This is a genomic window from Paenibacillus sp. P36, assembly GCF_045866505.1.
Taxonomy (GTDB): domain Bacteria; phylum Bacillota; class Bacilli; order Paenibacillales; family NBRC-103111; genus Paenibacillus_E; species Paenibacillus_E chondroitinus.
Genome location: NZ_AP038372.1, coordinates 7,361,973 through 7,385,292, shown reverse-complemented (window position 1 = coordinate 7,385,292; position 23,320 = coordinate 7,361,973). Strand labels below are relative to the sequence as shown.

General features: G+C 46.7%; 21 protein-coding genes and 1 tRNA gene. 16 read left to right on the top strand and 6 right to left on the bottom strand.

Annotated elements, in window-relative coordinates; genetic code table 11:
- The first annotated feature begins 236 nt into the window (after positions 1-236).
- The 3 genes from ACKTT9_RS32345 (at position 237) to ACKTT9_RS32335 (ending at position 2,856) form a co-directional block, all read left to right on the top strand.
- Entirely contained in the window at positions 237-1,286 is a 1,050-nt protein-coding gene (locus tag ACKTT9_RS32345; RefSeq protein ID WP_127455266.1) for a GerMN domain-containing protein, read from the top strand.
- Between the two features lie 177 nt (positions 1,287-1,463).
- On the top strand, positions 1,464-2,222 hold the full coding sequence (gene rph / locus ACKTT9_RS32340; protein ID WP_157319244.1) for a ribonuclease PH: 759 nt from the start codon (positions 1,464-1,466) through the stop codon (positions 2,220-2,222).
- Positions 2,206-2,856 (top strand): XTP/dITP diphosphatase, encoded by a 651-nt coding sequence (locus ACKTT9_RS32335; protein WP_407869226.1) that lies wholly within the window; start codon positions 2,206-2,208, stop codon positions 2,854-2,856. The genes rph and ACKTT9_RS32335 overlap by 17 nt, the downstream gene beginning before the upstream one ends.
- Before the next feature lie 48 nt (positions 2,857-2,904).
- Here the strand turns inward: ACKTT9_RS32335 and asnB are convergent, their stop codons facing one another.
- On the bottom strand, positions 2,905-4,749 hold the full coding sequence (gene asnB / locus ACKTT9_RS32330) for an asparagine synthase (glutamine-hydrolyzing) (RefSeq protein WP_127455269.1): 1,845 nt from the start codon (positions 4,747-4,749) through the stop codon (positions 2,905-2,907).
- Between the two features lie 174 nt (positions 4,750-4,923).
- On the opposite strand from asnB, the gene ACKTT9_RS32325 reads away from it, so the two are divergent.
- From ACKTT9_RS32325 to ACKTT9_RS32315, 3 genes are all read left to right on the top strand, one after another.
- Positions 4,924-5,280: a hypothetical protein gene (locus tag ACKTT9_RS32325; RefSeq protein ID WP_407869225.1), complete on the top strand. Its 357-nt coding sequence runs from the start codon at positions 4,924-4,926 to the stop codon at positions 5,278-5,280.
- A 46-nt stretch (positions 5,281-5,326) separates the two neighbouring features.
- Entirely contained in the window at positions 5,327-5,440 is a 114-nt protein-coding gene (locus ACKTT9_RS32320; RefSeq protein ID WP_082562468.1) for a DUF4023 family protein, read from the top strand.
- 70 nt (positions 5,441-5,510) lie between these two features.
- Positions 5,511-5,639, top strand: a complete 129-nt coding sequence (locus ACKTT9_RS32315; RefSeq protein ID WP_258567559.1) for a hypothetical protein — start codon at positions 5,511-5,513, stop codon at positions 5,637-5,639.
- Positions 5,640-6,552: 913 nt separating this feature from the next.
- Here ACKTT9_RS32315 and ACKTT9_RS32310 read toward each other — a convergent pair.
- From ACKTT9_RS32310 to ACKTT9_RS32295, 4 genes are all read right to left on the bottom strand, one after another.
- A complete protein-coding gene (locus ACKTT9_RS32310; protein ID WP_407869224.1) occupies positions 6,553-7,668 on the bottom strand; it encodes an IS110 family transposase in 1,116 nt (371 codons plus the stop codon).
- Positions 7,669-8,267: 599 nt separating this feature from the next.
- Positions 8,268-9,164, bottom strand: a complete 897-nt coding sequence (locus ACKTT9_RS32305) for an IS3 family transposase (RefSeq protein ID WP_407873025.1) — start codon at positions 9,162-9,164, stop codon at positions 8,268-8,270.
- A 5-nt stretch (positions 9,165-9,169) separates the two neighbouring features.
- Entirely contained in the window at positions 9,170-9,529 is a 360-nt protein-coding gene (locus ACKTT9_RS32300) for a transposase (RefSeq protein WP_407868515.1), read from the bottom strand.
- 334 nt (positions 9,530-9,863) lie between these two features.
- Positions 9,864-9,937: transfer RNA gene (locus tag ACKTT9_RS32295), tRNA-Arg, on the bottom strand.
- A gap of 173 nt (positions 9,938-10,110) precedes the next feature.
- Between ACKTT9_RS32295 and ACKTT9_RS32290 the strand changes: the two genes are divergently transcribed.
- From ACKTT9_RS32290 to ACKTT9_RS32265, 6 genes are all read left to right on the top strand, one after another.
- The gene (locus ACKTT9_RS32290) at positions 10,111-11,010 is read left to right on the top strand and encodes a hypothetical protein (protein ID WP_407869223.1); all 900 of its coding nucleotides are present in this window, start codon (positions 10,111-10,113) and stop codon (positions 11,008-11,010) included.
- 110 nt (positions 11,011-11,120) lie between these two features.
- Positions 11,121-12,422 carry a trigger factor gene (gene tig / locus ACKTT9_RS32285; RefSeq protein WP_407869222.1) on the top strand — a complete coding sequence of 434 codons (1,302 nt, stop codon included), beginning with the start codon at positions 11,121-11,123 and terminating at the stop codon, positions 12,420-12,422.
- A 199-nt stretch (positions 12,423-12,621) separates the two neighbouring features.
- Positions 12,622-13,212 carry an ATP-dependent Clp endopeptidase proteolytic subunit ClpP gene (gene clpP / locus ACKTT9_RS32280; RefSeq protein WP_127455273.1) on the top strand — a complete coding sequence of 197 codons (591 nt, stop codon included), beginning with the start codon at positions 12,622-12,624 and terminating at the stop codon, positions 13,210-13,212.
- A gap of 12 nt (positions 13,213-13,224) precedes the next feature.
- Entirely contained in the window at positions 13,225-14,493 is a 1,269-nt protein-coding gene (gene clpX, locus ACKTT9_RS32275) for an ATP-dependent protease ATP-binding subunit ClpX (protein ID WP_127455274.1), read from the top strand.
- 98 nt (positions 14,494-14,591) lie between these two features.
- On the top strand, positions 14,592-15,689 hold the full coding sequence (gene ispG, locus ACKTT9_RS32270) for a flavodoxin-dependent (E)-4-hydroxy-3-methylbut-2-enyl-diphosphate synthase (RefSeq protein ID WP_315953643.1): 1,098 nt from the start codon (positions 14,592-14,594) through the stop codon (positions 15,687-15,689).
- Between the two features lie 218 nt (positions 15,690-15,907).
- Positions 15,908-16,672 (top strand): divergent polysaccharide deacetylase family protein, encoded by a 765-nt coding sequence (locus tag ACKTT9_RS32265; RefSeq protein WP_407873160.1) that lies wholly within the window; start codon positions 15,908-15,910, stop codon positions 16,670-16,672.
- On the opposite strand, the gene ACKTT9_RS32260 is transcribed toward ACKTT9_RS32265, so the two are convergent.
- Entirely contained in the window at positions 16,659-17,351 is a 693-nt protein-coding gene (locus ACKTT9_RS32260) for an N-acetylmuramoyl-L-alanine amidase (RefSeq protein WP_407869221.1), read from the bottom strand. The genes ACKTT9_RS32265 and ACKTT9_RS32260 overlap by 14 nt on opposite strands.
- Before the next feature lie 155 nt (positions 17,352-17,506).
- On the opposite strand from ACKTT9_RS32260, the gene lonB reads away from it, so the two are divergent.
- From lonB to ACKTT9_RS32240, 4 genes are all read left to right on the top strand, one after another.
- Entirely contained in the window at positions 17,507-19,225 is a 1,719-nt protein-coding gene (gene lonB / locus ACKTT9_RS32255; RefSeq protein WP_407869220.1) for an ATP-dependent protease LonB, read from the top strand.
- Between the two features lie 148 nt (positions 19,226-19,373).
- Positions 19,374-21,719 carry an endopeptidase La gene (gene lon / locus ACKTT9_RS32250; RefSeq protein WP_407869219.1) on the top strand — a complete coding sequence of 782 codons (2,346 nt, stop codon included), beginning with the start codon at positions 19,374-19,376 and terminating at the stop codon, positions 21,717-21,719.
- A gap of 23 nt (positions 21,720-21,742) precedes the next feature.
- On the top strand, positions 21,743-22,411 hold the full coding sequence (yihA, locus tag ACKTT9_RS32245; protein ID WP_407869218.1) for a ribosome biogenesis GTP-binding protein YihA/YsxC: 669 nt from the start codon (positions 21,743-21,745) through the stop codon (positions 22,409-22,411).
- A gap of 243 nt (positions 22,412-22,654) precedes the next feature.
- Positions 22,655-23,242, top strand: coding sequence for a non-ribosomal peptide synthetase module (locus ACKTT9_RS32240; RefSeq protein ID WP_407869217.1), 588 nt, complete (start codon positions 22,655-22,657; stop codon positions 23,240-23,242).
- Positions 23,243-23,320 lie beyond the last annotated feature (78 nt).

Here is a 23,320-nt window from a genome sequence, read left to right as displayed (position 1 = left end):
TACAAGTATAGCATATCGCGTTAAGATGCCGAAAAGGCATGGATTGGGCAGAAAAAGGGTGGACGCTTTTCGGGACTGCTTTTTTGAGCATGTGGACAAAAAGTAGTTATAAATCGGACAAATCCCCGTATACATAATAATACGAAAAAGCAATGTACAGGCCATGCCGAAAAGTAAATAAGCGGCAGACGCTTCAGAAGAGGCTTCTGCGAAAACTCGAAGGAGGAAATAAGCAAATGAAACATCAACATTGGATTCGTTCAGCCGCTATCGCGGGGGTGATTGCCTTGCTGACCACAGGGTGTTCGGTCCTGGGCACTGGGAAAAAAGCTGACATTGATGCACCTCCGACCACGGGTGCGGAAGCAGACGTTCAGACGACATCAGCTGCGGTCACGATCGATATGATCGACGATAATTCATCCCAAATGACGGTGTATGTGAAGGATGCCAAAGGCTTCGTCGCTCCGCTTAGTCTGGGATTACCGAAATCGGTGTCGGTTGCGAAGACGACGCTGGAGTACATGGTGGATGGCGGTCCGGTCTCCAGTTTACTCCCATCTGGCTTCCAGGCATTATTGCCAAAAGGGACGAAAGTCATCTCCTTAAATGTAACTTCAGACAAACGCGCCATTGTCGATTTTTCAAAAGAGTTCCTCACGTATGATCAGCAAAACGAAAGAAAAATATTAGAAGCAATCACTTGGAATTTGACGAATTTCCCAACGGTAGAGAAAGTTCAACTCCGTGTTGAAGGTAAGGATCTTAAAGAGATGCCAAAAGGCAAGACGCCGCTGGATACTCCGCTGGCGCGTTCCATGGGGATTAACCTTGAGAAAGCAGAAGACGCGGAATTCGGGCAATCCACACCGGTTACGCTTTACTTCCTTAACCAAAACGATCAAAACTACAAATATTATGTACCTGTAACAAGGCTCGTCAAAAGAACGGATAATGTAGCTAAAGCCGTTGTAGATCAGCTGATCAAAGGGCCTGATCAGAAGAAAGGGCTGGCTAGCGTTCTGAACGCCGCAACGGAAGTGAAGAGCATTAGCCCGGCTGACGCTTTGATTACGGTTGACTTCTCGAATAAGCTGCTTGGCGCTGACCAGAAAGCGCCTGAAGATGCTCTGAAGTCCGTTATTCTTTCCTTGACGGAGAACACAGGCTTTAAGCAAGTTCAAATTAAAGTGGATGGCGCTGTGAAATTTACATCTTCGGATAGTACTCAGAACTATACGAAGCCAGTAGCGAGACCTGCTCATATTAATTCGACGAAGTCCTAATCAGCTTGCGTCGCTTCATAGACCTCTATGCAAGGAATCTTGCATAGAGGTTTTCTTATCCTTTTGATCAGCCGGGTATCATTGTTCTTGATGAGGGTGCTTTTCTCCGGCTACTTTGTTACAATGGGGCAAGAGTATTCAGCTTCCCTTGGAAGCGACAGGAGGAGAACACGATTTATGCGAATTGGCGGAAGAACAAATGAAGAATTGCGCCCTATGAAAATAACCCCTCATTATATAAAACATGCGGAAGGCTCGGTGCTCATTGAGGTCGGGGATACGAAAGTGATTTGCACAGCAACGGTTGAAGAGCGTGTCCCGCCTTTTATGAAAGGACAGGGCAAAGGTTGGGTAACCGCGGAGTATTCCATGCTCCCTCGCGCCACGCAAGTTAGAAATCAGCGTGAGGCGGCCAAAGGCAAGCTTGGCGGACGGACGATGGAGATTCAGCGTTTGATCGGCAGAGCGCTGCGTTCCGTCGTTAACTTGGAAGCATTGGGCGAAAGATCCATCACCCTGGACTGTGATGTTATCCAAGCTGACGGAGGTACTCGAACCACTTCGATTACCGGTGCATTCGTAGCGATGGCGTTCGCGATCAATAAGCTGGCAACGGATAAAAATTTGGCGAAGTTTCCGATTAACGACTTTTTAGCTTCTGTTTCTGTTGGCGTTATCGGCCAAACACCGCGTCTGGATCTCAACTATGAAGAGGATTCGCAGGCTAAGGTGGATATGAACGTTGTTATGACGGGGCAAGGCCAATTTGTAGAAATCCAAGGAACGGGCGAGGACTCTCCGTTTTCACGCAAGGAATTGGATGAGCTGCTTGCGCTTGCAGAATCAGGGATTCATACGATGATTGAAGAGCAGTCAAAAGTGCTAGGCCCTATAGCGGATCGTATTCGGGGTGTACAACATGCGGCTACGAAGTAATATTGTTGTGATTGCAACCCGCAATGAGGGGAAAGTCAAGGAGTTTGAAAGTCTTTTTGGCCCAAAAGGGTACAAGGTCCGCAGTTTGGCTGATTATACGGATCTTCCGGAAATCGTCGAAAGCGGCAAGACGTTTGCAGAGAATGCGCGGATCAAAGCACAGATTATTTCGGCGCATCTTCATGTTCCCGTCCTTGCAGACGACTCAGGCTTGTGCGTGAAGGCGCTCGGCGGTGACCCTGGTGTTTACTCGGCTAGATATGCCGGAGAAAACGCAACGGATGCAGCCAACAATCACAAACTGCTCCAAGCTTTGAGCGAGTTCGCGGCGGCTGATGGGTTGCCTGTGGAGGCAGGACATCCGAAATTTTTAAGCGAGGCAGCCTTTGTTTGTGCCCTTGCGCTTATCGATCCGGTGGCGAATGAAACCATTGAGGCTGAGGATTCTTGCCCCGGTTACATTATAGCGGAACAACGCGGCGAGAGTGGCTTCGGCTACGATCCTCTGTTTTATATTCCTTCTCTGGGAAGAACGATGGCGGAGCTGACGGTGGAAGAGAAGAATGAAATTAGTCACCGCGCCAAAGCTTTACGATTATTCCTGGATAGGCTTCCTGATCAAAATGAATCCTAATGAAAAGACCTGCTCCCACATCAACAGTGGACAGCAGGTCTTTTTCTATTAACGAATTGATATTTTATAGTTTCGCAACCACATATCCACTTGTGCCAAATAGGCGAACAGCTGAGGTCCCGTCATCAACTGGCCGAACCATGGGAGATCGAAGTCGTTCGTGTCGGAGCTGGCGAGTGCCCGTATTTTTTTTACATCAATGAAGGGCAGCAGCGGTGAGCCGGGGTCATCCAAAATTTCCAGCACCCATTTGCGAACAGCCGTTAAATAATTAGGGTTGTGCGTCTTTGGATACGGACTTTTCTTGCGGGTTAAGACATCATCAGGCAGAACGCCTTTGAGTGCTTTTCGTAAAATGCCTTTTTCCCGGTCTCCGGATGTTTTGATTTCCCAGGGAATATTCCACACATACTCAACGAGACGGTGATCGCAGAATGGAACACGCACCTCAAGCCCGACAGCCATGCTCATGCGGTCTTTGCGGTCGAGAAGAGTCGGCATGAAACGGGTGATGTTGAGGTAGGACATTTCCCGCATCCGGTTTTGCTGCTGCGTTTCTCCTGCTAGCCGCGGTACCTCGCTTAAGGCCTGCTGATAACGATTGCTGACATATTCAACTGGCTTAATCCAGTCAACTAGGTCAGGTGCCAGCAGATCGACTCGGTTAGGCAATTTCAGTGACCAAGGGAACGTATTGGCAGAGAGGGCTTCTTCGTTGTGGAACCAAGGATATCCGCCAAAGATTTCATCCGCAGCTTCGCCCGAAATGGCGACCGTAGCTTCCTTTTTAATTTCCCGGCAAAACAAATAAAGGGATCCGTCAACATCGGCCATTCCCGGCGTATCCCGGGCAAAAACGGCTGTTTTCAGGGATTCCACTAGTTCAGGCGTATCGAACTCAATATAATGGTGCTCGGTGCCAAGATGCTCTGTCATCCGCTTAATCCAAGGGGCATCTGAGTTTGGTTGAAAGAGATTGGCTTTGAAGTGCTTATCATTATCTTTGTAATCGACAGAAAAAGTGTGCAGAGCGCCTTTTCCGCTTTCTTTGTAATGCTCCGCGGCAAGTGAAGTTAGGGCGCTGGAGTCAAGCCCTCCGGATAGCAGCGTACAGATCGGTACGTCGGAGACGAGCTGCCGCTGGGCGGTGTCGCTCAGCAGTTGTTGAACCTGAAGCGCCGTCGCTGCAACATCATCCGGATGAGGTTGGCTTTCCAGCTTCCAGTACGTTCTGATGGAGAGGCCGTTGCGGTCAAAAATAGCGCATTGTCCCGGTTTCAGCTCCGACATATTGCGATAAATACCATGTCCCGGAGTGCGCGCAGGACCCACTGCGAAGATCTCGGCCAACCCTTCTGCACCGACTTCCGCCTGAAAGTCAGGGTGAGCGAGGATGGCTTTTGGCTCAGAACCGAATAGAAGGACGCTGTTCTGATGAGAATAAAAAAGCGGCTTTACGCCAAGCCGGTCTCTGACCAGATAGAGGGACTGCTCCTGGTCGTTCCATGCTGCGAAGGCGAAGATACCATTCAGACGGTCTACACAAGCCCGCCCCCATTCAATGAAGGCAACAAGCAGCACCTCGGTATCGCAGGTTGTTCGAAAATGATGTCCGCGCAGTTCGAGCTCTTTCTTCAGCTCGGGGGCATTGTAAAGTTCGCCATTATATACGATCGTATAGGTGTAGTCTCCTTGTTTCCGGATCATAGGCTGAGCGCCGTTTTCCGGATCCATTACACTAAGACGTCGATGGCCCAGGGCACAGTGCTGTGAGATCCAGGTGCCAGAAGCATCCGGTCCACGCAAATGGAGCGTTTCCGTCATATTTTCTAGAATGGACGGGTACCCGGTCAAGTCTTTCCGCCAATCTATCCAACCCGTTATTCCGCACATAGACGTTCCTTCCTTTCTTTATGAAGAGAGCATGATGATAAAGGGTATGCAAATTGGGAATATATAATGTCTGTCCAAGAATAGCGAGAAATGTCATCGGATAGATTTTGTGTTTTAAATCCAAGCCTGTTATTATTAATGAATTATTATTACTAAACAGTAAAGGTGATGGCCATGAAAAAGAAACATTCCAAAGCACAAATCGATTATCTAGCCTCCAGAGAGCATTTTTTGCAAATTAGTAATCAAGCGGATAAACGGATTGCCGATTTGAAAGAGGCGGGCCAAGAAGTCGGACAGACTGAAATGGAAGATATCATTGAACGCGTTGGCCTGCACCGTGCCTATAATGAACTGACACAAGCGGAGAATTTGCTGATTAATTGGACGCAAATCGCCATTAAGACAGAGCCTGAATTCATTGCAAATCGCAGTAATTTCGAGGAACTCTATGAAAGAGTCAAAACAGATGCAGAAGCTAGAGGCGCTCTTCTAAATTTAGCCATGCGTTTAAATCTTGACCTTGCGTGACATTCTAAAGGGGTAGTGCCATTCTTTCTTCAGGAGGCGAATGCTCATGGATAGTCATTTCATTAGCAAGCTGCACGACAAGCAGAGGAAAGCCGCGAAGAATTTCAGGACACAAGGTGACGGTCAGCCAGGCAGTAACTTGCCTCACAAGAAGCACTAAAGTCTAATGGCATTAACAAGAGCCTGTAGAGATCACTCTACGGGCTCACCTTACTAGGAGGGAATTCATCATGGGCAAAAAAAGTATGAAACAAAAAGCGCAAAGCACGATCGATCATTCGAAACAATCTTCACGCGTGCAGTCTAATTTGGATTCAACTGAGCCTGGCCATCATCAGCCGAATCGGCCTTCTGTGTAGGAACGGATTTGTATTTTAAAATAATGCTTCAAGAAGCCGCAACCGTAGGTTGGCGGCTTTTTCTATTTAGAGGACCTGCGGGCCACTATTCAAGCAAATTCAGCCCGTTTCCGCGTTCAGCGGAACTACAGGGCCTTATTTGACCGCTCATCCCGTTTTCTTCAAGAAAACGGACAAATAGAGGCCCACAGTTCCCCTCCGTGCGAAAAAGTAGCTATTTCGATGAAATAGCGCCCTGCAGTTCCCTTCGTAAAGTACCGTTGGAGGAGTTGTCTTCTCCTCCGTAGTATAGCTTGTTAAGAGTCCGGAAGGAGCGAATTTTTGAGGTTGGAGAACCTTTATTGCCGCTATAAATTCAGCATTACTGAGACACTTTGGCGGAGAGGGGTTCATACTAGTGTTAAGTTGACCAACGATACACCCTAGAGGACCTACGGACCACTATTCTAGCAAATTTAGCCCGTTGCCGCGTTCAGCGGAACTACAGGGCCTTGATATGAACGCACTCTGTCAAGCCCCCATTTTAGTACGAGAGTAATTGAGTGTTTTTTGTAAGCAAATAACTCGGCACAGGAGCAAAATGCAAGCAACGGCTAGCATCCTGATATTCGCGGGCTGGTTACCGCAGTTAATGACTTTCGTTAAGAAGAGCTTCCTGTAAACTATTGTCGCACGCAGCTATTAGCAAACCTATAGTTGTGCATAAGGCCTCACACGGACTCTCTTCAACCCCTACTTTGCTCCTGGGCCCAATTATTGCTTTTGTTTCACCATACTTAGGTATCTTATTCCTGCTAAAGTATCGACTGTCAAGGCCGCGAAGCGCAACGTTTAGACTTGACAGCTCGGATGATTTGAAGACTATGTCTTGTCCCAGCCTGTCGGCTGGGCACTCTAAACCCTGTTGTCGGTTTTAGGCCGTTACAGATCGTTCGACTTTACACGCGATTTCCCAGATGAATCCGACTAGTTCTCGCGCAACTGCTGTTACAGCTACATTAGATTCTTTTCCACGGTACACAAGTTTACAGTATTTGCTGTTCAGCCGTATTTGCGCTCTCCATGAGACAGCCAGAAGTTCGCCTTCCTGACCTTCCATTCGTTTTCTAAGTTCCCTGCCTATCGATGGCTTATGACGATAACTCCAACTTGATTCAACCAAAGTGCGACGAACTCCACGATTACCCGCCTTGGTAATACTTCCTCTTCGCGTACTAAGTCCTGTAGAATGCTCTCGTGGGACCAAGCCAAGGTAAGCCATGAGCATGGCAGGATTTCGGAAACGTGTAAAACAACCTATTTCAGCAACAAGCGTAAGCGCCGAGATGATGGCTACCCCTTTTAATACCTGAAGTGCTTTAACGACTGGACCCAAAGCCCCTTTTTGAGCATATTGAATAATGCTCGCTTCCAGACGTTGAAGGCGACTTTCGGATTCATGAATCGCCTGCAAATATTCTTGAAACATGAGCTGATCAGATTCTCTTTCCCATTTCAAGCTGGTCAACCACTCTCTGTAATTTCGTGTCCAACGATTTTTGATGGCAGGTGGATGAGAAATTTGACGCCGCAGAAGTAACTTTAATACTCGTTGGCGATCTCGATGGAGATCCTCTTTCGCATCCTCTCTTGAGCGAACAAGATCGCGAAGAGCTTCTTGTTCAGGAGTTGGTACGTGCACAGCTGTTAGTTCTCCCGCGCGAAACAGTGTAGCAAGACGAAGGGCATCTCGTTTATCTGTCTTAATTTGATCGCCTGTCCGGACTGGAATGAGGGAAGGGGCGATAACTTTACAAGTAATACCGAGCGCAGTTAGCCAGTGAAAGAGTACATAACCCGTTGGGCCAGCTTCGTAACAAACTTCTAAGTTTTCAGCATTGCCGAGTTGTCTCATTATTTTCTTTACGAACTCCAGTTTATGAGGGAAGTGCCCAACGAAGCGAGGTTCGTCGCGTCCAGCGTCTGCAACAGCAACAGAAATCTTGTCTTTAGATACGTCTAAACCTATGAATTTTGTGGTATGCTTCATATTAACAGCTCCTATTTTGCTTATTAGCTCTGGATTGGTATGGATTGATTGTTCATTACCAGTTTAGCCTACGATTCAGCAAATATTAGGGGCTGTTGTGCGTTCATCATAACTATTTGACCCGCTCATCCCGTTTTCTTCAAGAAAACGGACAAATAGAGGCCCACAGTTCCCCTTCGCGCGAAGAAGTGGCTATTTCGATGAAATAGCGCCCTGTAGTTCCCTTCGTAAAGTACCATTGGAGAGGAGTTATCTCCCCTCCGAAGTTTAGCTTGTTAAGATCCCGAAAGGAAAGAATTTTTGAGGTTGTAGAACCTTTATAGCCGCTACAAATTCAGCATTACTGAGACACTTTGGCGAAGAGGGGTTCATACTAACGTTAAGTTGGCCAACGATACACCTAGAGGAGCTACGGGCCACTATTCTAGCAAATTCAGCCCGTTTCCGCGTTCAGCGGAACTACAGGGCCTTATTTGACCGCCTCAACCCGTTTTCTTCAAGAAACGGTCAGACCCCCTAATTCCGGAGAATTGTTAGCGAAAGTAACGTTGCTCTTAGAAATCCTTTGTTTCTTTCTTCTTTCCGTTCGTTTTCTTCTTTTAGACGGCTCGAATGTAGTCCGCTAACTGATCCGGGTGGGCACTTGCCCACTGCATGAATGCAGCTGGGGATCGTTTACCAAGGTTTTGGTGCATGCGTCGATTGTTATAGAAATTAACGTACGTTTCAACGGCGTCGTATGCTTCCTGGAATGTACCAAAAACCTCTTTCGTGAGTAAATCTCGCTCCAGTGTTGCGTGAAAAGATTCAATGTAGGCATTCATATTTGGCGTCTTTGGCGGTATACGCTCGTGCGTAATCTTCTCGTCCTCGCAGAGCTCGCCGAATGCTTTGCTAACGAATTGCGGACCGTTGTCCGTGCGTATGATGGGCATTTCCTCAACATCTGTTAAACGTAAACGTAGGGCAGTTCTTACTGCTTGACAGACCTGCTTTGCGTCGCAGCTAGAGCCTAGATGGTAACCTACGATACTGCGGTCAAACACATCAATGATGCCCGCCATGTAAAAGAACTGGTCATAACCTGCCACATAGCCGTACTTAATGTCGAGCTGCCAGAGTTGGTTTGAACGTTTGATCGTGTGGTTACGAGCCAGTTTCCGTGGATAATGAATCTTCTTTCGCCGCTGCGGATGAAGGATGCCAAGCTTCTTGCATAGGCGGTACGTTTTCTTCTTGTTGATGACCAGATTGTGTTGGATACGCAAGCATTCATTCAGCATCAAGTAGCCATAGCTATGCTCTTCACCGGAAACGAGTTCCATCAGCCATTCTTCGATCTGCTCATCACTGACGGCTTCACCTGAGCGCGTAAAAGAGTAATTTGTCACGGGTCTACCACGAAGTACTGCGATTGTTTTCTTCGTCGTGGTTCGTTGCTCGGACTTTCTCCTGTCGTAGTACGTCGAAGAAGCGACTCCAGTAAGTTCTAGTATTGTAACTACCGCGTTTCCCTGCCCAATAAACGTTTGTGCAACGTGGAGTCGATCACTGAGGCAGGGCTCGTCTTTTTTACGAGCTCACGCAGAACTTCATTCTCAAGTTCCTTTTCCCCCAATGCCTTTAAAGCTCGATTGTATTTTTCTTCAAGCTCAGCCAATCGTTTGGAGTCGTTAATGCGTTCGTCGATCGTAGGTAGGGCGTCTGCACCAAATTCATCTTGAAACTCTTTTACCCAGTTTCGAATGGTCTTCGGTGAGACCTCATACTTCCTTGCAAGAACACCAACTTTAATCCCGGCTAAAGCTTCATGCGCCACTTTGTTACGAACATCTTTGAATGCATTGTTTCGTTGTCTCATTCCGTTCAGCCCCCTTTATTTAATAGTACCTCATTTCCCTAGGTACTCTCCAATACAATTAGGGGGCTAAACAGGAAAACGGACAAATAGAGGCCCACAGTTCCCCTCCGCGCGAAAATAGTGGCTGTTTCGATGAAATAACGCCCTGTAGTTCCCTTCTTATAGAACCGTCGGAGGACTTATCTCACCTCCGAAGTTTAGCTTGTTAAGAGCGCCAAGCGATAGCAACAAATTTCATTGAGTGGATTGTTCTATACAAATAGAGGGGTAAGCTTCGCTTACCCCTCTAACAAAAAAAGATCGCGAAATTTCGCGATCTTCTCTCCTTGCAATACGTCCCAGGAGGGATTCGAACCCCCGACCGCACGCTTAGAAGGCGTGTGCTCTATCCAGCTGAGCTACTGAGACATGGACCTCTTCTTACCTAGCAGCGTGTAGCTGTTTGGCGAAGCAAGAGTTATATTATCATATCTTTTTAAGAGAAGTCAACACTTGTTTTAAAATTATTTTGCAATCACCCGAACAATCAAGTAAACTGTCACCAGCAGACCAAGATTTCTGAGGTGATCCACATAACCGAGTTGTCGATGAATAATGTTATTCTTTTCCCGAAAACAGAGCAATATTACGAAGAGGAACTTACTAGGTTTCTAAAAAACGAACAGTATAGCGATGCTCTTCAACTGCTGACATTTCTGCTTCAATTTCCAGCTGCCCAATCGGATAAGATCGAGCAGTGGGAAGCATTGCGGATTTGGCTGCAAACCATGTTTCCAGAAGAGCTATTCCCTATGCCGAGTCCATCGGAAGAGGATTTGGAGGAAGAAGAGGATTTATTAAGGCAATACATACATGAGAAGTCGTCAGATGATGGGGCATATGCCTTGAAACTGTTGGACTTGCTCAAAGAAGGTAATTTGGAACAGCAAGTAAGCAGTCTTGAACAATTGGGTTTTATCGATCAACCCGGCATAGGCTCGGCTATCAAGGAATGGCTTAGCGAAAAACCGCGGCACCCGCATATCCAGTTCAAGGCGCTGCAGGCGCTTAAGCAAATGGGGGAGCAAGGATTCATTGAGTTTCCCAAAAACGGGAATAGGATTGCCGTCCAGATCGAGGAGACACCGCTGTGCCCGGAGGATTTTCCATCCCAAATTCGTGATATGATTCGCAGAGTCGGGGATATTAGTGAAATAAGCCAGCCGGATTTTGTTTATTTTGCCAAACAAACTTGGCAGGAATTTTTGGCCTATGCCTATGGAACAGCCATTTATTCAGACTTGCTGAAAACCGAAGAAGGCGCCGTTGACGTATGGGCATCCGCCTTGCACGCGATTTTGCAAGAGCGATTATTCGGTTCTGTTAACAAAGAGGAATTGCTAGATAATTACGGGATTGTAGGGTCGATGGCGCTGCAATGGAAGCGGGCGCATCTCGTGCTGCAGGCGTTTGTGAAGCAGTTTAACCCCGATCCGTTTTAGGGGCGAAAGGTCGCCTTGAAATGAATTTGTTATATGTTATAATAGAATGGTTATAATGAGCGTAACGTGAAAATATGTCATCGTACATTTTTGGAAGGGGAAAGCATAAAATGAAAGCAAGTTGGGAAAAAATAGAGAAGAACGTAGGCGTTCTTGAAGTGGAAGTTGGCGCAGAGCGCGTCGCAGATGCATTGGATAAAGCTTTCAAAAAAGTATCCGCGAAAGTAAATGTACCAGGATTCCGTAAAGGGAAAGTGCCACGTTCAATCTTTGAAGCTAAATTTGGTGTAGAAAGCCTATACCAAGATGCACTAGACATCATTTTGCCAGAAGTTTACGTACAAGCGATTGAAGAGGTTAAAATCGAGCCTGTTGATCGTCCGGAAGTAGACGTAGAGCAATTCGGCAAAGGACAAGTTCTTAAATTCAAAGCGAAGGTTACTGTTAAACCGGAAGTAACGCTTGGCGATTACAAAGGCATCGAAGTTGAAGCTGTAGATGCTAACGTAACGGACGAAGAACTGGACAGCGAGCTTTCCCGTCTGCAACAACGTCATGCTGAATTGGTTGTTCTTGAAGAAGGACAAGCAGCTAACGGCGATGTAGTTGTTCTTGATTTCGAAGGTTTCGTTGATGGCGAAGCATTCGAAGGTGGAAAAGCAGAGAAGTACTCCCTTGAGCTTGGCTCCAACTCCTTCATTCCAGGGTTCGAAGAGCAGCTTGTAGGACTTGGCAAAGGCGAAGAGAAAGATGTTAACGTTTCTTTCCCTGAGAACTACCACTCCGAAGATCTGAAAGGCAAAGCGGCTGTGTTTAAAGTGAAAATTCACGACATCAAACGCAAAAACTTGCCAGAACTTGATGATGAGTTCGCTAAAGATGTGAGCGAGTTCGACACGCTTGTTGAGTACAAAGAAGAATTGAAAAACCGTCTTCAAGAGCGCAAAACAAAAGATTCAGAAGCTGCTCTGGAAACAGCTGTTGTTGATAAGGCTGCGGCTAACGCTGATGTTGAAATTCCAGCATCCATGGTAGAAGCAGAACTTGATGTAATGGTGAAAGAATTCGAAAGACGTCTTCGCTCCCAAGGCATGACGCTTGAGATTTACTTCCAGTTCTCCGGTCAAAACGAGAGCGTGCTGAAAGATCAAATGAGAGAAGATGCTGAGAAGCGTGTTCGTAACAACCTTGTTCTTGAAGCCATTGCAGCTGCAGAAAACATCACAGTATCCGACGAAGAAGTTGACGCGGAACTTGAGAAATATGCACCATCCTACCAAAAATCAACGGCAGAACTTCGTGAGCTGTTTGCTTCTAACGGCAGCCTAGATGGTCTGAGCAATGATCTTGTGATTAGAAAAACGGTTGACTTCTTGCTTGAAAATAGCAAGCATGTTTCCGCAGCAGTATAAATAAGGTAAGTAAAGGCACGTACGTAAGCAACGTGCCTTTCTTTTACCCTATTTTAGCCACAAACTGCCTTCAAACATAAGAAATTCATTGAATACATAGCGGTCTTCTGAAAAAATGACTTTGCTGCTCAAACATGTTAAACTGTTACTGAATCCCAATTTGGAAAACATGGCTTTGGCCACAAAAGGAGTTGGTACAATGAGTCTTATTCCTATGGTTGTTGAACAAGAGGCACGTGGGGAACGCTCTTACGACATCTACTCGCGTCTACTTAAGGACCGCATTATTTTCATTGGGACTGCCATTGATGATGATGTGGCTAATTTGGTCATTGCCCAGCTGCTTTTTTTATCTGCTCAGGATCCCGAAAAGGATATCCACTTATATATCAACTCACCAGGTGGATCTGTAACAGCTGGAATGGGTATCTTCGATACCATGCAATTTATTAAACCGGATGTATCTACGATTTGTGTAGGTATGGCCGCAAGTATGGGTTCCTTGCTGTTAACAGCGGGCGCCAAAGGCAAGCGATACGCGCTGCCGAATGCTGAAGTTATGATTCACCAACCGCTCGGCGGTGTAAGAGGTCAAGCGACCGATATTAAGATTCACGCGGATTGGATTATCAAAACGAAACAAAAACTCAACCAGATTTATGTGGATCGTACGGGACAGCCGCTTGAAAAGATCGAAAGAGACACCGACCGGGATAACTTTATGAGCGCTGAAGAAGCGAAGGCATACGGGTTAATCGACGAGGTTATCACTCGAAACGACTTGAAATAAAGGAGTGATCCCATGTTTAAATTTAACGATGAAAAAGGCCAACTCAAATGTTCCTTTTGTGGAAAATCCCAAGACCAAGTTCGCAAGCTTGTTGCAGGTCCGGGAGTTTACATTTGTGATGAATGTATAGAGCTTTGCACGGAGATTGTGGAAGAAGAACTAGGCCACGAAGAAGAACTGGATCTGAAGGATGTTCCGAAACCGAAGGAAATCCGCAACATTTTGGACCAGTACGTCATCGGCCAGGAACAAGCGAAGAAATCACTTGCTGTAGCGGTTTATAATCACTACAAGCGTATCAATTCACAAAACAAACTGGAAGATGTTGAGCTTCAAAAAAGTAACATCGTTCTTCTAGGACCAACAGGAAGCGGTAAAACACTTCTTGCACAAACGCTTGCCAAAATCTTGAATGTTCCTTTCGCAATCGCGGATGCAACTTCATTGACGGAAGCGGGTTATGTTGGGGAAGACGTTGAGAACATTTTGCTCAAACTGATTCAAGCTGCAGATTACGATGTGGAGAAAGCAGAACGCGGCATTATCTACATCGATGAGATTGATAAAGTAGCACGCAAATCCGAGAATCCGTCTATTACTAGAGACGTTTCTGGTGAAGGCGTTCAGCAAGCTTTGCTCAAAATTCTTGAAGGTACGGTTGCATCAGTTCCTCCGCAAGGCGGACGCAAACACCCGCATCAAGAGTTTATTCAAATCGATACAACCAACATTCTGTTTATTTGCGGCGGAGCTTTTGATGGTCTGGAGCAAATTATCAAACGCAGAATCGGTAAAAAAGTGATCGGCTTCAGCACAGACGGAGCTAAAGTAGATTTGAAACCGGGCGAGTACCTATCCATGGTACTTCCTGAAGACCTGCTCAGATTCGGATTGATTCCGGAATTCGTAGGTCGTCTGCCGGTTATCTCTACCCTAGAGCCGCTGGATGAAGCAGCACTGGTTCGTATTCTTTCCGAGCCGAAAAATGCGCTCGTGAAACAATACCAGAAGATGCTCGAAATGGATAACGTTTCACTCGAATTCGACGCAGAGGCGCTTGATGCCATTGCGAAAGAAGCGATTAAACGGAATACCGGCGCGCGCGGTCTGAGAGCCATCATCGAAAGCATTATGCTTGACGTGATGTTTGAAGTCCCTTCAAGAACCGATGTCTCTTCTTGTGTAGTCTCCAAGGAGACTGTTCAGAACAAGCTAACGCCTGTGCTGACAACGAAAGACGGTTCACAAGCGTCAGGTAAGAAAAAAGAAGAAAGTGCGTAACCCATAATTTCATTAACGAACACACAGCCTCCAATCCGGTTTCCTTATACAGGAAATTGGAGCGGAGGATGTTTGGTGTCATGGGGAGAGAAACCATAATGTTCCATAGAAAAGACACGCGGCCCGTTCGAGTAGGCGATCTGACCATCGGCGGCAGCAATGAAGTCATCATGCAAAGCATGTGTACGACGAAAACAGCGGATGTAAAAGCCACTGTTGCTGAAATTCTTCGTCTGGAAGAAGCAGGCTGTCAATTAGTTCGCGTAACCGTGAACAATAAGGAAGCCGCTGAAGCGATTAAAGAAATTAAGAAACAGATCCATATTCCGCTAGTTTCCGATATTCATTTTGACCATCGTCTAGCGCTTGCTGCAATTGAGAACGGGATCGATAAAGTGCGGATTAACCCGGGCAATATCGGTCGCCGCGAGAAGGTTGAAGCGGTAGTTAAGGCTTGTAAAGAGCGTGGTATTCCAATCCGAATCGGTGTCAATGCAGGTTCGTTGGAGAACCATCTTCTGGAGAAGTATGGTTATCCGACGCCGGAAGCTATGGTGGAAAGTGCCTTATTTCATATCAACATTCTAGAAGAATTAGATTTTCATGATATTATCGTCTCTCTCAAAGCTTCGGATGTACCGATGGCGATTGCCGCTTATTCACTAGCTGCGAAAGCTTTTAACTACCCTCTTCACCTTGGTATTACGGAAGCGGGAACGCTCTTTACGGGCGCAGTGAAAAGTGCCGCGGGTATTGGAACGCTTCTCAACATGGGCATCGGGAACACGCTTCGCATTTCGCTTAGCGCGGATCCGGTTGAAGAGATTAAGGTGGCGCGTGAGCTTCTCAAAACGTTCGGGTTAATTACGAACGCGGCGACACTCGTATCCTGCCCGACTTGCGGACGCCTTGACATTGACTTGTTCTCGATCGCTAACGAGGTGGAGGACTATATTGCCAAGATTAAGGTGCCAATTAAAGTATCCGTCTTAGGTTGTGCCGTAAACGGTCCTGGAGAGGCTCGTGAGGCGGACATCGGGATTGCAGGCGCTCGTGGTGAAGGTATGCTGTTCCGCTATGGAGAAATGATCCGTAAGGTGCCGGAAGCCGAACTGCTCGATGAGTTGAAGAAAGAAATTGATATCATCGTCAAAGCCTATGAAGAAACAGGCGTCATTCCTGGTCGTAAGCACTAATTTTTCTTTAACATAAGGAAAGCCGTTAAGAACCCTTGTAAGGGATCTTGACGGCTTTTTGTTATTCAGCGCACGCATATTTGGGGCGCAAGAGAAGCATAATGAGAGAACTGGAAAGCTTGCTCAATTCGCGCAAGTTTTACTATGGATGAAGGAGAATGACCATGATTTTGTTAAAAAAGAACGCTGCAACACGTCGAATTTCCTTGGCTGTTACGATGGGGATTTCGCTGTTCCTGCTGCCCGTACATTCCGGCGCTGCTGATAGCCTGAACCCCAATCAGCCTTTTGCTGAATCAAAGACGAAAAAGGTGGCCATTGTCATTGATGACTTTGGCAACAATATGGATGGCACCACGGAAATGTTGAATCTGCCCATTCCTTTCACAGTAGCTGTGATGCCATTTCTACCCTCTACCAAGCAAGATGCTCAACTAGCACATGACAAAGGCCATGAGGTCATCCTGCACCTGCCTATGGAGCCAGTGCGAGGTAAGAAGAGTTGGCTTGGCCCGGGAGCCATTACAACGGACTTATCCAGTGATGAGATTCATAAGCGGATCGTAGCGGCAATAGAGGATGTCCCTTATGCGATAGGGATCAACAATCATATGGGCTCTAAAGCAACAGCCGATGAAAGAGTCATGAATATTCTTGTTGATATCTGCAAAGAGAAAAATCTCATTTTATTGGACAGCCGCACGACACCGCATAGCTTGATCGGGAAATTGGCGGGCCAGAAGGGCGTTCCATTTTCGGAAAATCAGCTGTTTTTTGATGACCTCTATACCTACAGCCACATTAGCAAGCAGATGGTAAAGTTTAAGAAGTTTGTGAAAGACAGAGATTTGGTCATTGCAATTGGACATGTTGGCCCTCCAGGCAAGAAAACAGCTCAAGTCATCAAAGAGGCCATTCCAACGATTCAAAAGGATGCAACCTTTGTACCTCTTTCGCAAACGGTGAATCTTAACGCGAGATAGTAGGATTATTGACCATCCCAAAGTATTCATCAATAGCCCGGGCAACGGCATCTGCGAGCTTGGCTTGATGGTGAGAGCTGCTTAGCAGCTTACGGTCGGATTTATTCGAAATAAAGCCGAACTCCACGATGACAGCCGGGTATTTGGTATTTCGGAGCACATAATATTTTTTACCGAGAATAGGCAGTTCCTTTGAGCCGTACACACGATTAAGCGAGTTTTGCAGCAGATTGGCAAACAGGATACTTTCGGATCGATTTTGGTGAAAAACAAGTGGTCCTCGCCGATTTGGTTTGCCTGACCAGTTAATATGCATGCTGAGCATCAATTTAGGTTTAATCGTGTTGGCTATTCCGGATCGCTGTGCTAAATCTTTGCGATGTCTTCCTCCATAGGACCATTTATTATCTTGGCTCAAGGCATAATCATCGGTTCGGTTGATAATGACACGGTAGCCTTTTTTCTGAAGTAGTTTGTAAGTCTTTTTAGAGATTGCTAAGTTCATATCTTTTTCTTGGTATTTGCCGTATTTAGCTCCAGAATCAACACCGCCGTGGCCTACATCAATAATGATATCGGCATAGGGGAGCAGGGGGTTTCCTGCAAAAGCATAAGCATCAGAGCCTGCTGCTGCGAGGAGGCACAGAAAAAGAAGGACGATTGTCAATAAGCGCTTCAAAATGCCACATCCTTTTGCATGAAAGGTCATCTCTTATCCTTCTTCATAAAGGGAGCTTACATACGTCATTCAAAAGTTTGCATGGATTGGATTAACCTTCTTTTACACGGGAATAATGGAAGTTATCGCTAAGGTTTTACTAAGGAGGCATGACAATGAGTCTAAGTATTATTTTAATGGTAATTCAAGTGTTTTTTGCGGTTGTTATCGGGCTGTATTTCTGGAATTTACTGCGTAACCAACAGACGAATCGGACTGCTGTCGATAGAGAATCCAGAAAAGAATTGGAGAAGCTCAGAAAGCTTAGATCCATATCACTGACAAAGCCGTTATCGGAAAAAACGAGACCTTCCTCTATGCAGGATATTGTTGGCCAAGTGGAAGGCTTGAAGGCTTTGAAAGCCGCTCTGTGCGGCGCTAATCCGCAGCATGTTCTCATTTACGGGCCTCCGGGTGTCGGTAAAACGGCTGCTGCCCGCGTCGTATTGGAGGAAGCGAAGAAAAATCAGGAATCTCCATTCCGCGCGGATTCTAAGTTCACGGAGATTGATGCGACAACAGCTCGCTTCGATGAGAGAGGAATTGCCGATCCCTTAATCGGTTCTGTTCACGACCCTATTTATCAAGGTGCAGGCGCAATGGGCGTTGCGGGAATTCCACAGCCGAAGCCAGGCGCTGTGACCAAGGCGCATGGGGGCATTCTGTTCATCGATGAAATCGGTGAATTGCACCCAACGCAAATGAACAAATTATTAAAGGTGCTGGAAGACCGTAAAGTTTTTCTTGAGAGCGCGTATTACAGCTCGGAAGATACGAATATTCCAGGTTATATCCATGATATATTTCAAAATGGCCTTCCTGCGGATTTCCGTTTAGTGGGAGCTACGACCCGTACGCCAAGTGAGATTCCACCAGCTATTCGGTCACGGTGTCTGGAAATCTTTTTCCGCCCTCTTTTACCGGAAGAAGTTGGAGAGATTGCACGCAAAGCTTTGGATAAGATCGGCTTTAAGAAATGCGAAGCAGCCGTCGGGGTTGTCATGAAGTATGCAACGAACGGCAGGGAAGCTGTGAACGTTATTCAACTTGCAGCCGGTATCGCTTTATCGGATAAAAGAGATGAAATTACGGCTTCCGACATAGAATGGGTTGTAAATTCATCACAAATCCCTCCCAGACCTGAACGCAAAGTGCCTGCCCAACCGCAAGTTGGATTTGTTAACGGGTTAGCTGTGTATGGTCCTAATTTGGGTACCTTGCTTGAGATTGAAGTATCAGCTATTCCGATTGCTGTCGCAGGTACAGGGAAATTCAACATCACAGGTGTGGTGGATGAAGAAGAAATGGGAGGAGGATCACGGACGATTCGCCGAAAAAGCATGGCTCGCGGCTCTGTAGAAAACGTGCTGACAGTCCTTCGCAAGCTCGGATTTAACACCTCCGATTATGATCTGCATATTAATTTCCCCGGTGGTGTGCCGATTGACGGGCCTTCTGCCGGTATTTCAATGGCAACAGCTATCGCCTCTGCGATACACAGGATTCCAGTCGATAACAAACTGGCCATGACGGGTGAAATGAGCATACATGGGAAAGTCAAACCGGTAGGCGGCGTAGTCGCGAAAGTGGAGGCAGCATTCCAAGCTGGAGCAACCAAAGTCATCATCCCGAAGGAAAATTGGCAGGAGATGTTTGCCGATTTGCCAGGCGTAGAGGTCATTGCTGCGGAATCCATTGAGGAAGTTTTGAGTGCTGCGCTGGGAATTGAGCTTCATGACAATGTCATTCCTATGCCTTTTGCCGCGGAAAGAACAATTGCTTCATCGACTTTGCCGATTCTGCATGCGAATTCACAGCATACGATTGATTCCTAAATTCAGCTGCAATTACCTCACATGCCGCGTTAGGTGCCAATTGGTGTTTTCTGTGCAGTTTTGATAAAATGTAAAGGGCAACGGATGAATACAATAATGAGAGACTTTGAGCAGGGCTCAGAGCTCCCTATATATGGAGGTGCAGAGGATGGGACCCGGAAAAATCAAGGTGCGCAGATTGCCGCTATTGCCTCTAAGGGGACTGCTGGTTTATCCGAGCATGGTTCTACATCTGGATGTAGGGCGGGAAAAGTCGGTTAAAGCATTAGAGCGGGCAATGGTGGATGACAGCATGATACTCCTCTGCTCTCAATCTGAGATCAACATTGAAGAGCCTTCCAAAGAAGATATTTATCGCATCGGGACCATTGCTAAGGTGCGGCAAATGCTGAAGCTGCCGAATGGAACGATACGTGTCTTAGTAGAAGGCGTGTTGCGTGCTGAGATTGTAGAGTACCTCGTGAATGATGAATACTACGAAGTGACGGCGAGAGAGCTGCCTGAGCAAGAAATTACGGATCCAGAGATTGATGCGCTGATGCGTACCGTCCTGAACCAATTCGAGCATTATATCAATTTATCTAAAAAGGTGACACCAGAGACGCTCGCGGCTGTATCCGATATCGATGAGCCAGGCCGTTTAGCGGATGTCATCTGCAGTCACTTATCGCTCAAAATTAAGGATAAGCAAGACATTTTGGAGACCGTGGATGTGCGCGAGCGGCTTGAGAAAATGCTGAATATTCTCAACAATGAGCGAGAAGTACTTGAACTGGAGCGCAAAATTAGCCAACGCGTCAAAAAGCAGATGGAAAAAACGCAGAAGGAATACTACCTTCGCGAGCAGATGAAAGCGATCCAGAAGGAACTTGGCGATAAGGAAGGCCGCGCAGGCGAAGTCGATGAGCTGCGGAGTCAATTGGCGGAAGCTGAGCTGCCTGACAAGGTGCGCGAGAAGGTCGAGAAAGAAATCGACCGTCTGGAGAAAATGCCGGCAACCTCTGCAGAGGGCGGCGTCATTCGCAACTACATTGATTGGCTGCTCGGGCTGCCTTGGTCCAAATCGACCGTAGATGATCTTGATTTGAACATCGCCGAAGACATTCTCAATGAAGATCATTTCGGGCTTGAGAAACCGAAGGAACGCGTGCTGGAGTACCTGGCTGTACAGAAGCTGGTCAAAAAGCTGAAAGGTCCTATCCTTTGTTTGGTGGGTCCGCCAGGGGTCGGTAAAACATCCATCGCCCGCTCGATCGCAAGATCCATGGGCAGACAATTTATCCGCATCTCGCTCGGCGGTGTCAGGGATGAAGCGGAGATCCGCGGCCATCGCCGCACGTATGTTGGAGCTATGCCCGGCAGGATCATCCAGGGGATGAAAAATGCCGGAGCCAATAATCCCGTTTTCTTATTAGACGAAATCGATAAAATGGCCATGGATTTCCGCGGCGATCCCGCATCGGCGCTGCTTGAAGTTCTGGATCCCGAGCAAAATAGCACTTTTAGTGATCATTTCATTGAAGTTCCGTTCGACTTGTCCAATGTCATGTTCGTCACAACCGCTAATGCTGTTCACAATATTCCGCGTCCTTTGTTAGATCGGATGGAGGTTCTGTACATCCCGGGCTATACGGAAATTGAGAAAATGCAGATAGCCAAGAAATATTTGCTGCCGAAGCAAAAGCGAGATCATGGTTTAGAGGAAGATCAACTTGTCGTTGATGACGCAGCGTTGATGAAAATCGTCCGTGATTACACACGGGAAGCCGGTGTTCGTAATTTAGAGCAGCAAGTTGCCGGGATGAACCGTAAGGCAGCCAAGAAAATCGTGTCCGACCCATCCACGCCGGTACATGTAACGGAAGAGAACCTGAAGGACTACTTGGGTCCTGTTAAGTTCCGGTACAATGTAGCGGAAGAGAAGGATCAGATCGGAGCGGTCACAGGGCTGGCCTGGACGGAAGTCGGTGGAGATACACTAGTCATTGAAGTGACCGTGATGCAAGGCACAGGCAAGCTGACGCTGACAGGTAAGCTCGGAGATGTCATGAAGGAGTCCGCACAAGCAGCGTTCAGCTATACGCGAACACGCGCTGATGTGCTTGGGATTGCTCCTGACTTCCACGAGAAGAATGACATCCATATCCACATCCCGGAAGGTGCGATACCCAAAGATGGCCCTTCCGCGGGGATAACGATGGCAACCGCCTTGATCTCGGCATTGACGAATATCCCCGTTTCCCGCTCAGTGGCGATGACTGGCGAAATCACACTTCGCGGCCGCGTACTGCCAATCGGAGGACTGAAAGAAAAGGCACTTGCTGCGCATCGTGCTGGTATTCGTACCATTCTGCTGCCTCAGGATAATGAGAAAGATATCGTCGAAATTCCAGAAAGTGTCCGCGATGAGATGACCTTTATACCGGTCAGCCACATGGATCAAGTGCTCGAACATGCACTTGTGAAGAATAGGCCGCCAGCTCACGTCGGATAACCATAGAAAGTAGTTGAACATTCTTGAAAGTCAATCAAGCTGAGTTTGTTATCAGTGCGGTTGGACCTAGCCAATATCCAGAGGATGCCTTGCCGGAGATTGCTCTGGCAGGGCGTTCTAATGTCGGGAAATCCTCGCTCATTAACTGCTTGATCTCCCGCAAAAACTTGGCCAGAACTAGCTCCCAACCGGGTAAAACCCAAACACTGAACTATTATAAAGTAAATCAGGACTTATATTTTGTTGATCTTCCCGGTTATGGTTACGCGAAAGTATCCAAAACAAAAAGAGAACAATGGGGAAAATTCATTGAGAATTACTTATTGAACCGCGAAACGTTGCGTCTTGTCATGCAGCTGGTGGATTTAAGACATCCGCCGTCCAAGGATGACCAAGCGATGTATGAATGGTTAAGACATAACGATGTGCCTGTTCTCGTGGTTGCAACGAAGGCAGATAAGATTCCCAAAAGCCAATGGGCCAAACACCTTAAAATCGTGCGAGAAACACTGGGAATGGATAAAGGCGTTCAGCCTCTAATGTTCTCTTCTGAGCTTACGCTCGGGAAGGACGAGCTGTGGGGGATCCTGGAGCAAGCTATTGCTTATGGAGAGCCGGAAGCGGACGCAGCTGAAGCCCCGGCTGGAACGATTGAAACAAACGAAGAAGTAATCCAGCGAGAACCGTCCTGATTCTAAGGGCGGTTTTTGCGTATAGTTGAGCAAGATGCCAAAAGAGAGAGGAAATCAAGAAGAAGCATACAGGAAAGTGAGGTTTTCTAGGGAAAATTTACTGGCATTCCGTATTTCCTTGGTTTTTTCAGAATATTTGGCGGATTATCATGAAATGCACGCAGGAATATTAATGCCGCTTGTAGTATAATAATAAACAAGGTAATTGTTCATTGCTTGAAAACAAAGAATCGAGGGATTTTTATGGCACAAAGGTTAGCGACTGAATATGTCAAGACCTGCCTCCAGTTAACAGAAGCCGAGATGTTCAGGTTTTTTCAAATGTTTGTGGACCATCAAGTGACTTTGCAAGTGAAGGTTTTGGAAAATGGCAATCAAGAAGTTGTTTTTCAAGATGGTGCAGGTCAAGAAATCGTCCTATCATTTGAGAAGAAATCGGGCCTATATGAATGTACAGGATCCTGCAGATTAAGTAATACTTTACTGGCTAATTTAATGCGAAAAGCTGTATCAGAGTTCAAAGGAAGCGCGACGGTAAACCGAATTTATTCCAGTTATACCATGGTGTACTACTATGAACGCGGCGCTGTTGTGAAGATTGAAGAAGTTAAAGGGCAATTGATAACGGTCATTTATGAGTTCCGAGATACCATTGGCCTCATGCAGGAAATGTTCCAAAAGAGAGAAGTCGAACAAGAGATCGAAATGATCTACGACCAAATTAATCATCTTCTCGACTTGCGCAATATGGTGCAGGATCAAGGAGAACATCAGCAGATCGACACTCGCCTCAATGAGCTCACACATCGTTTGTTTATTTTGGAGGCTTAACAACCACATATACATGCAAATGGAAGACCCGATTAAGGGTCTTTTTTGTGTCCAAATTACGACTTTTTGAGTCGAATG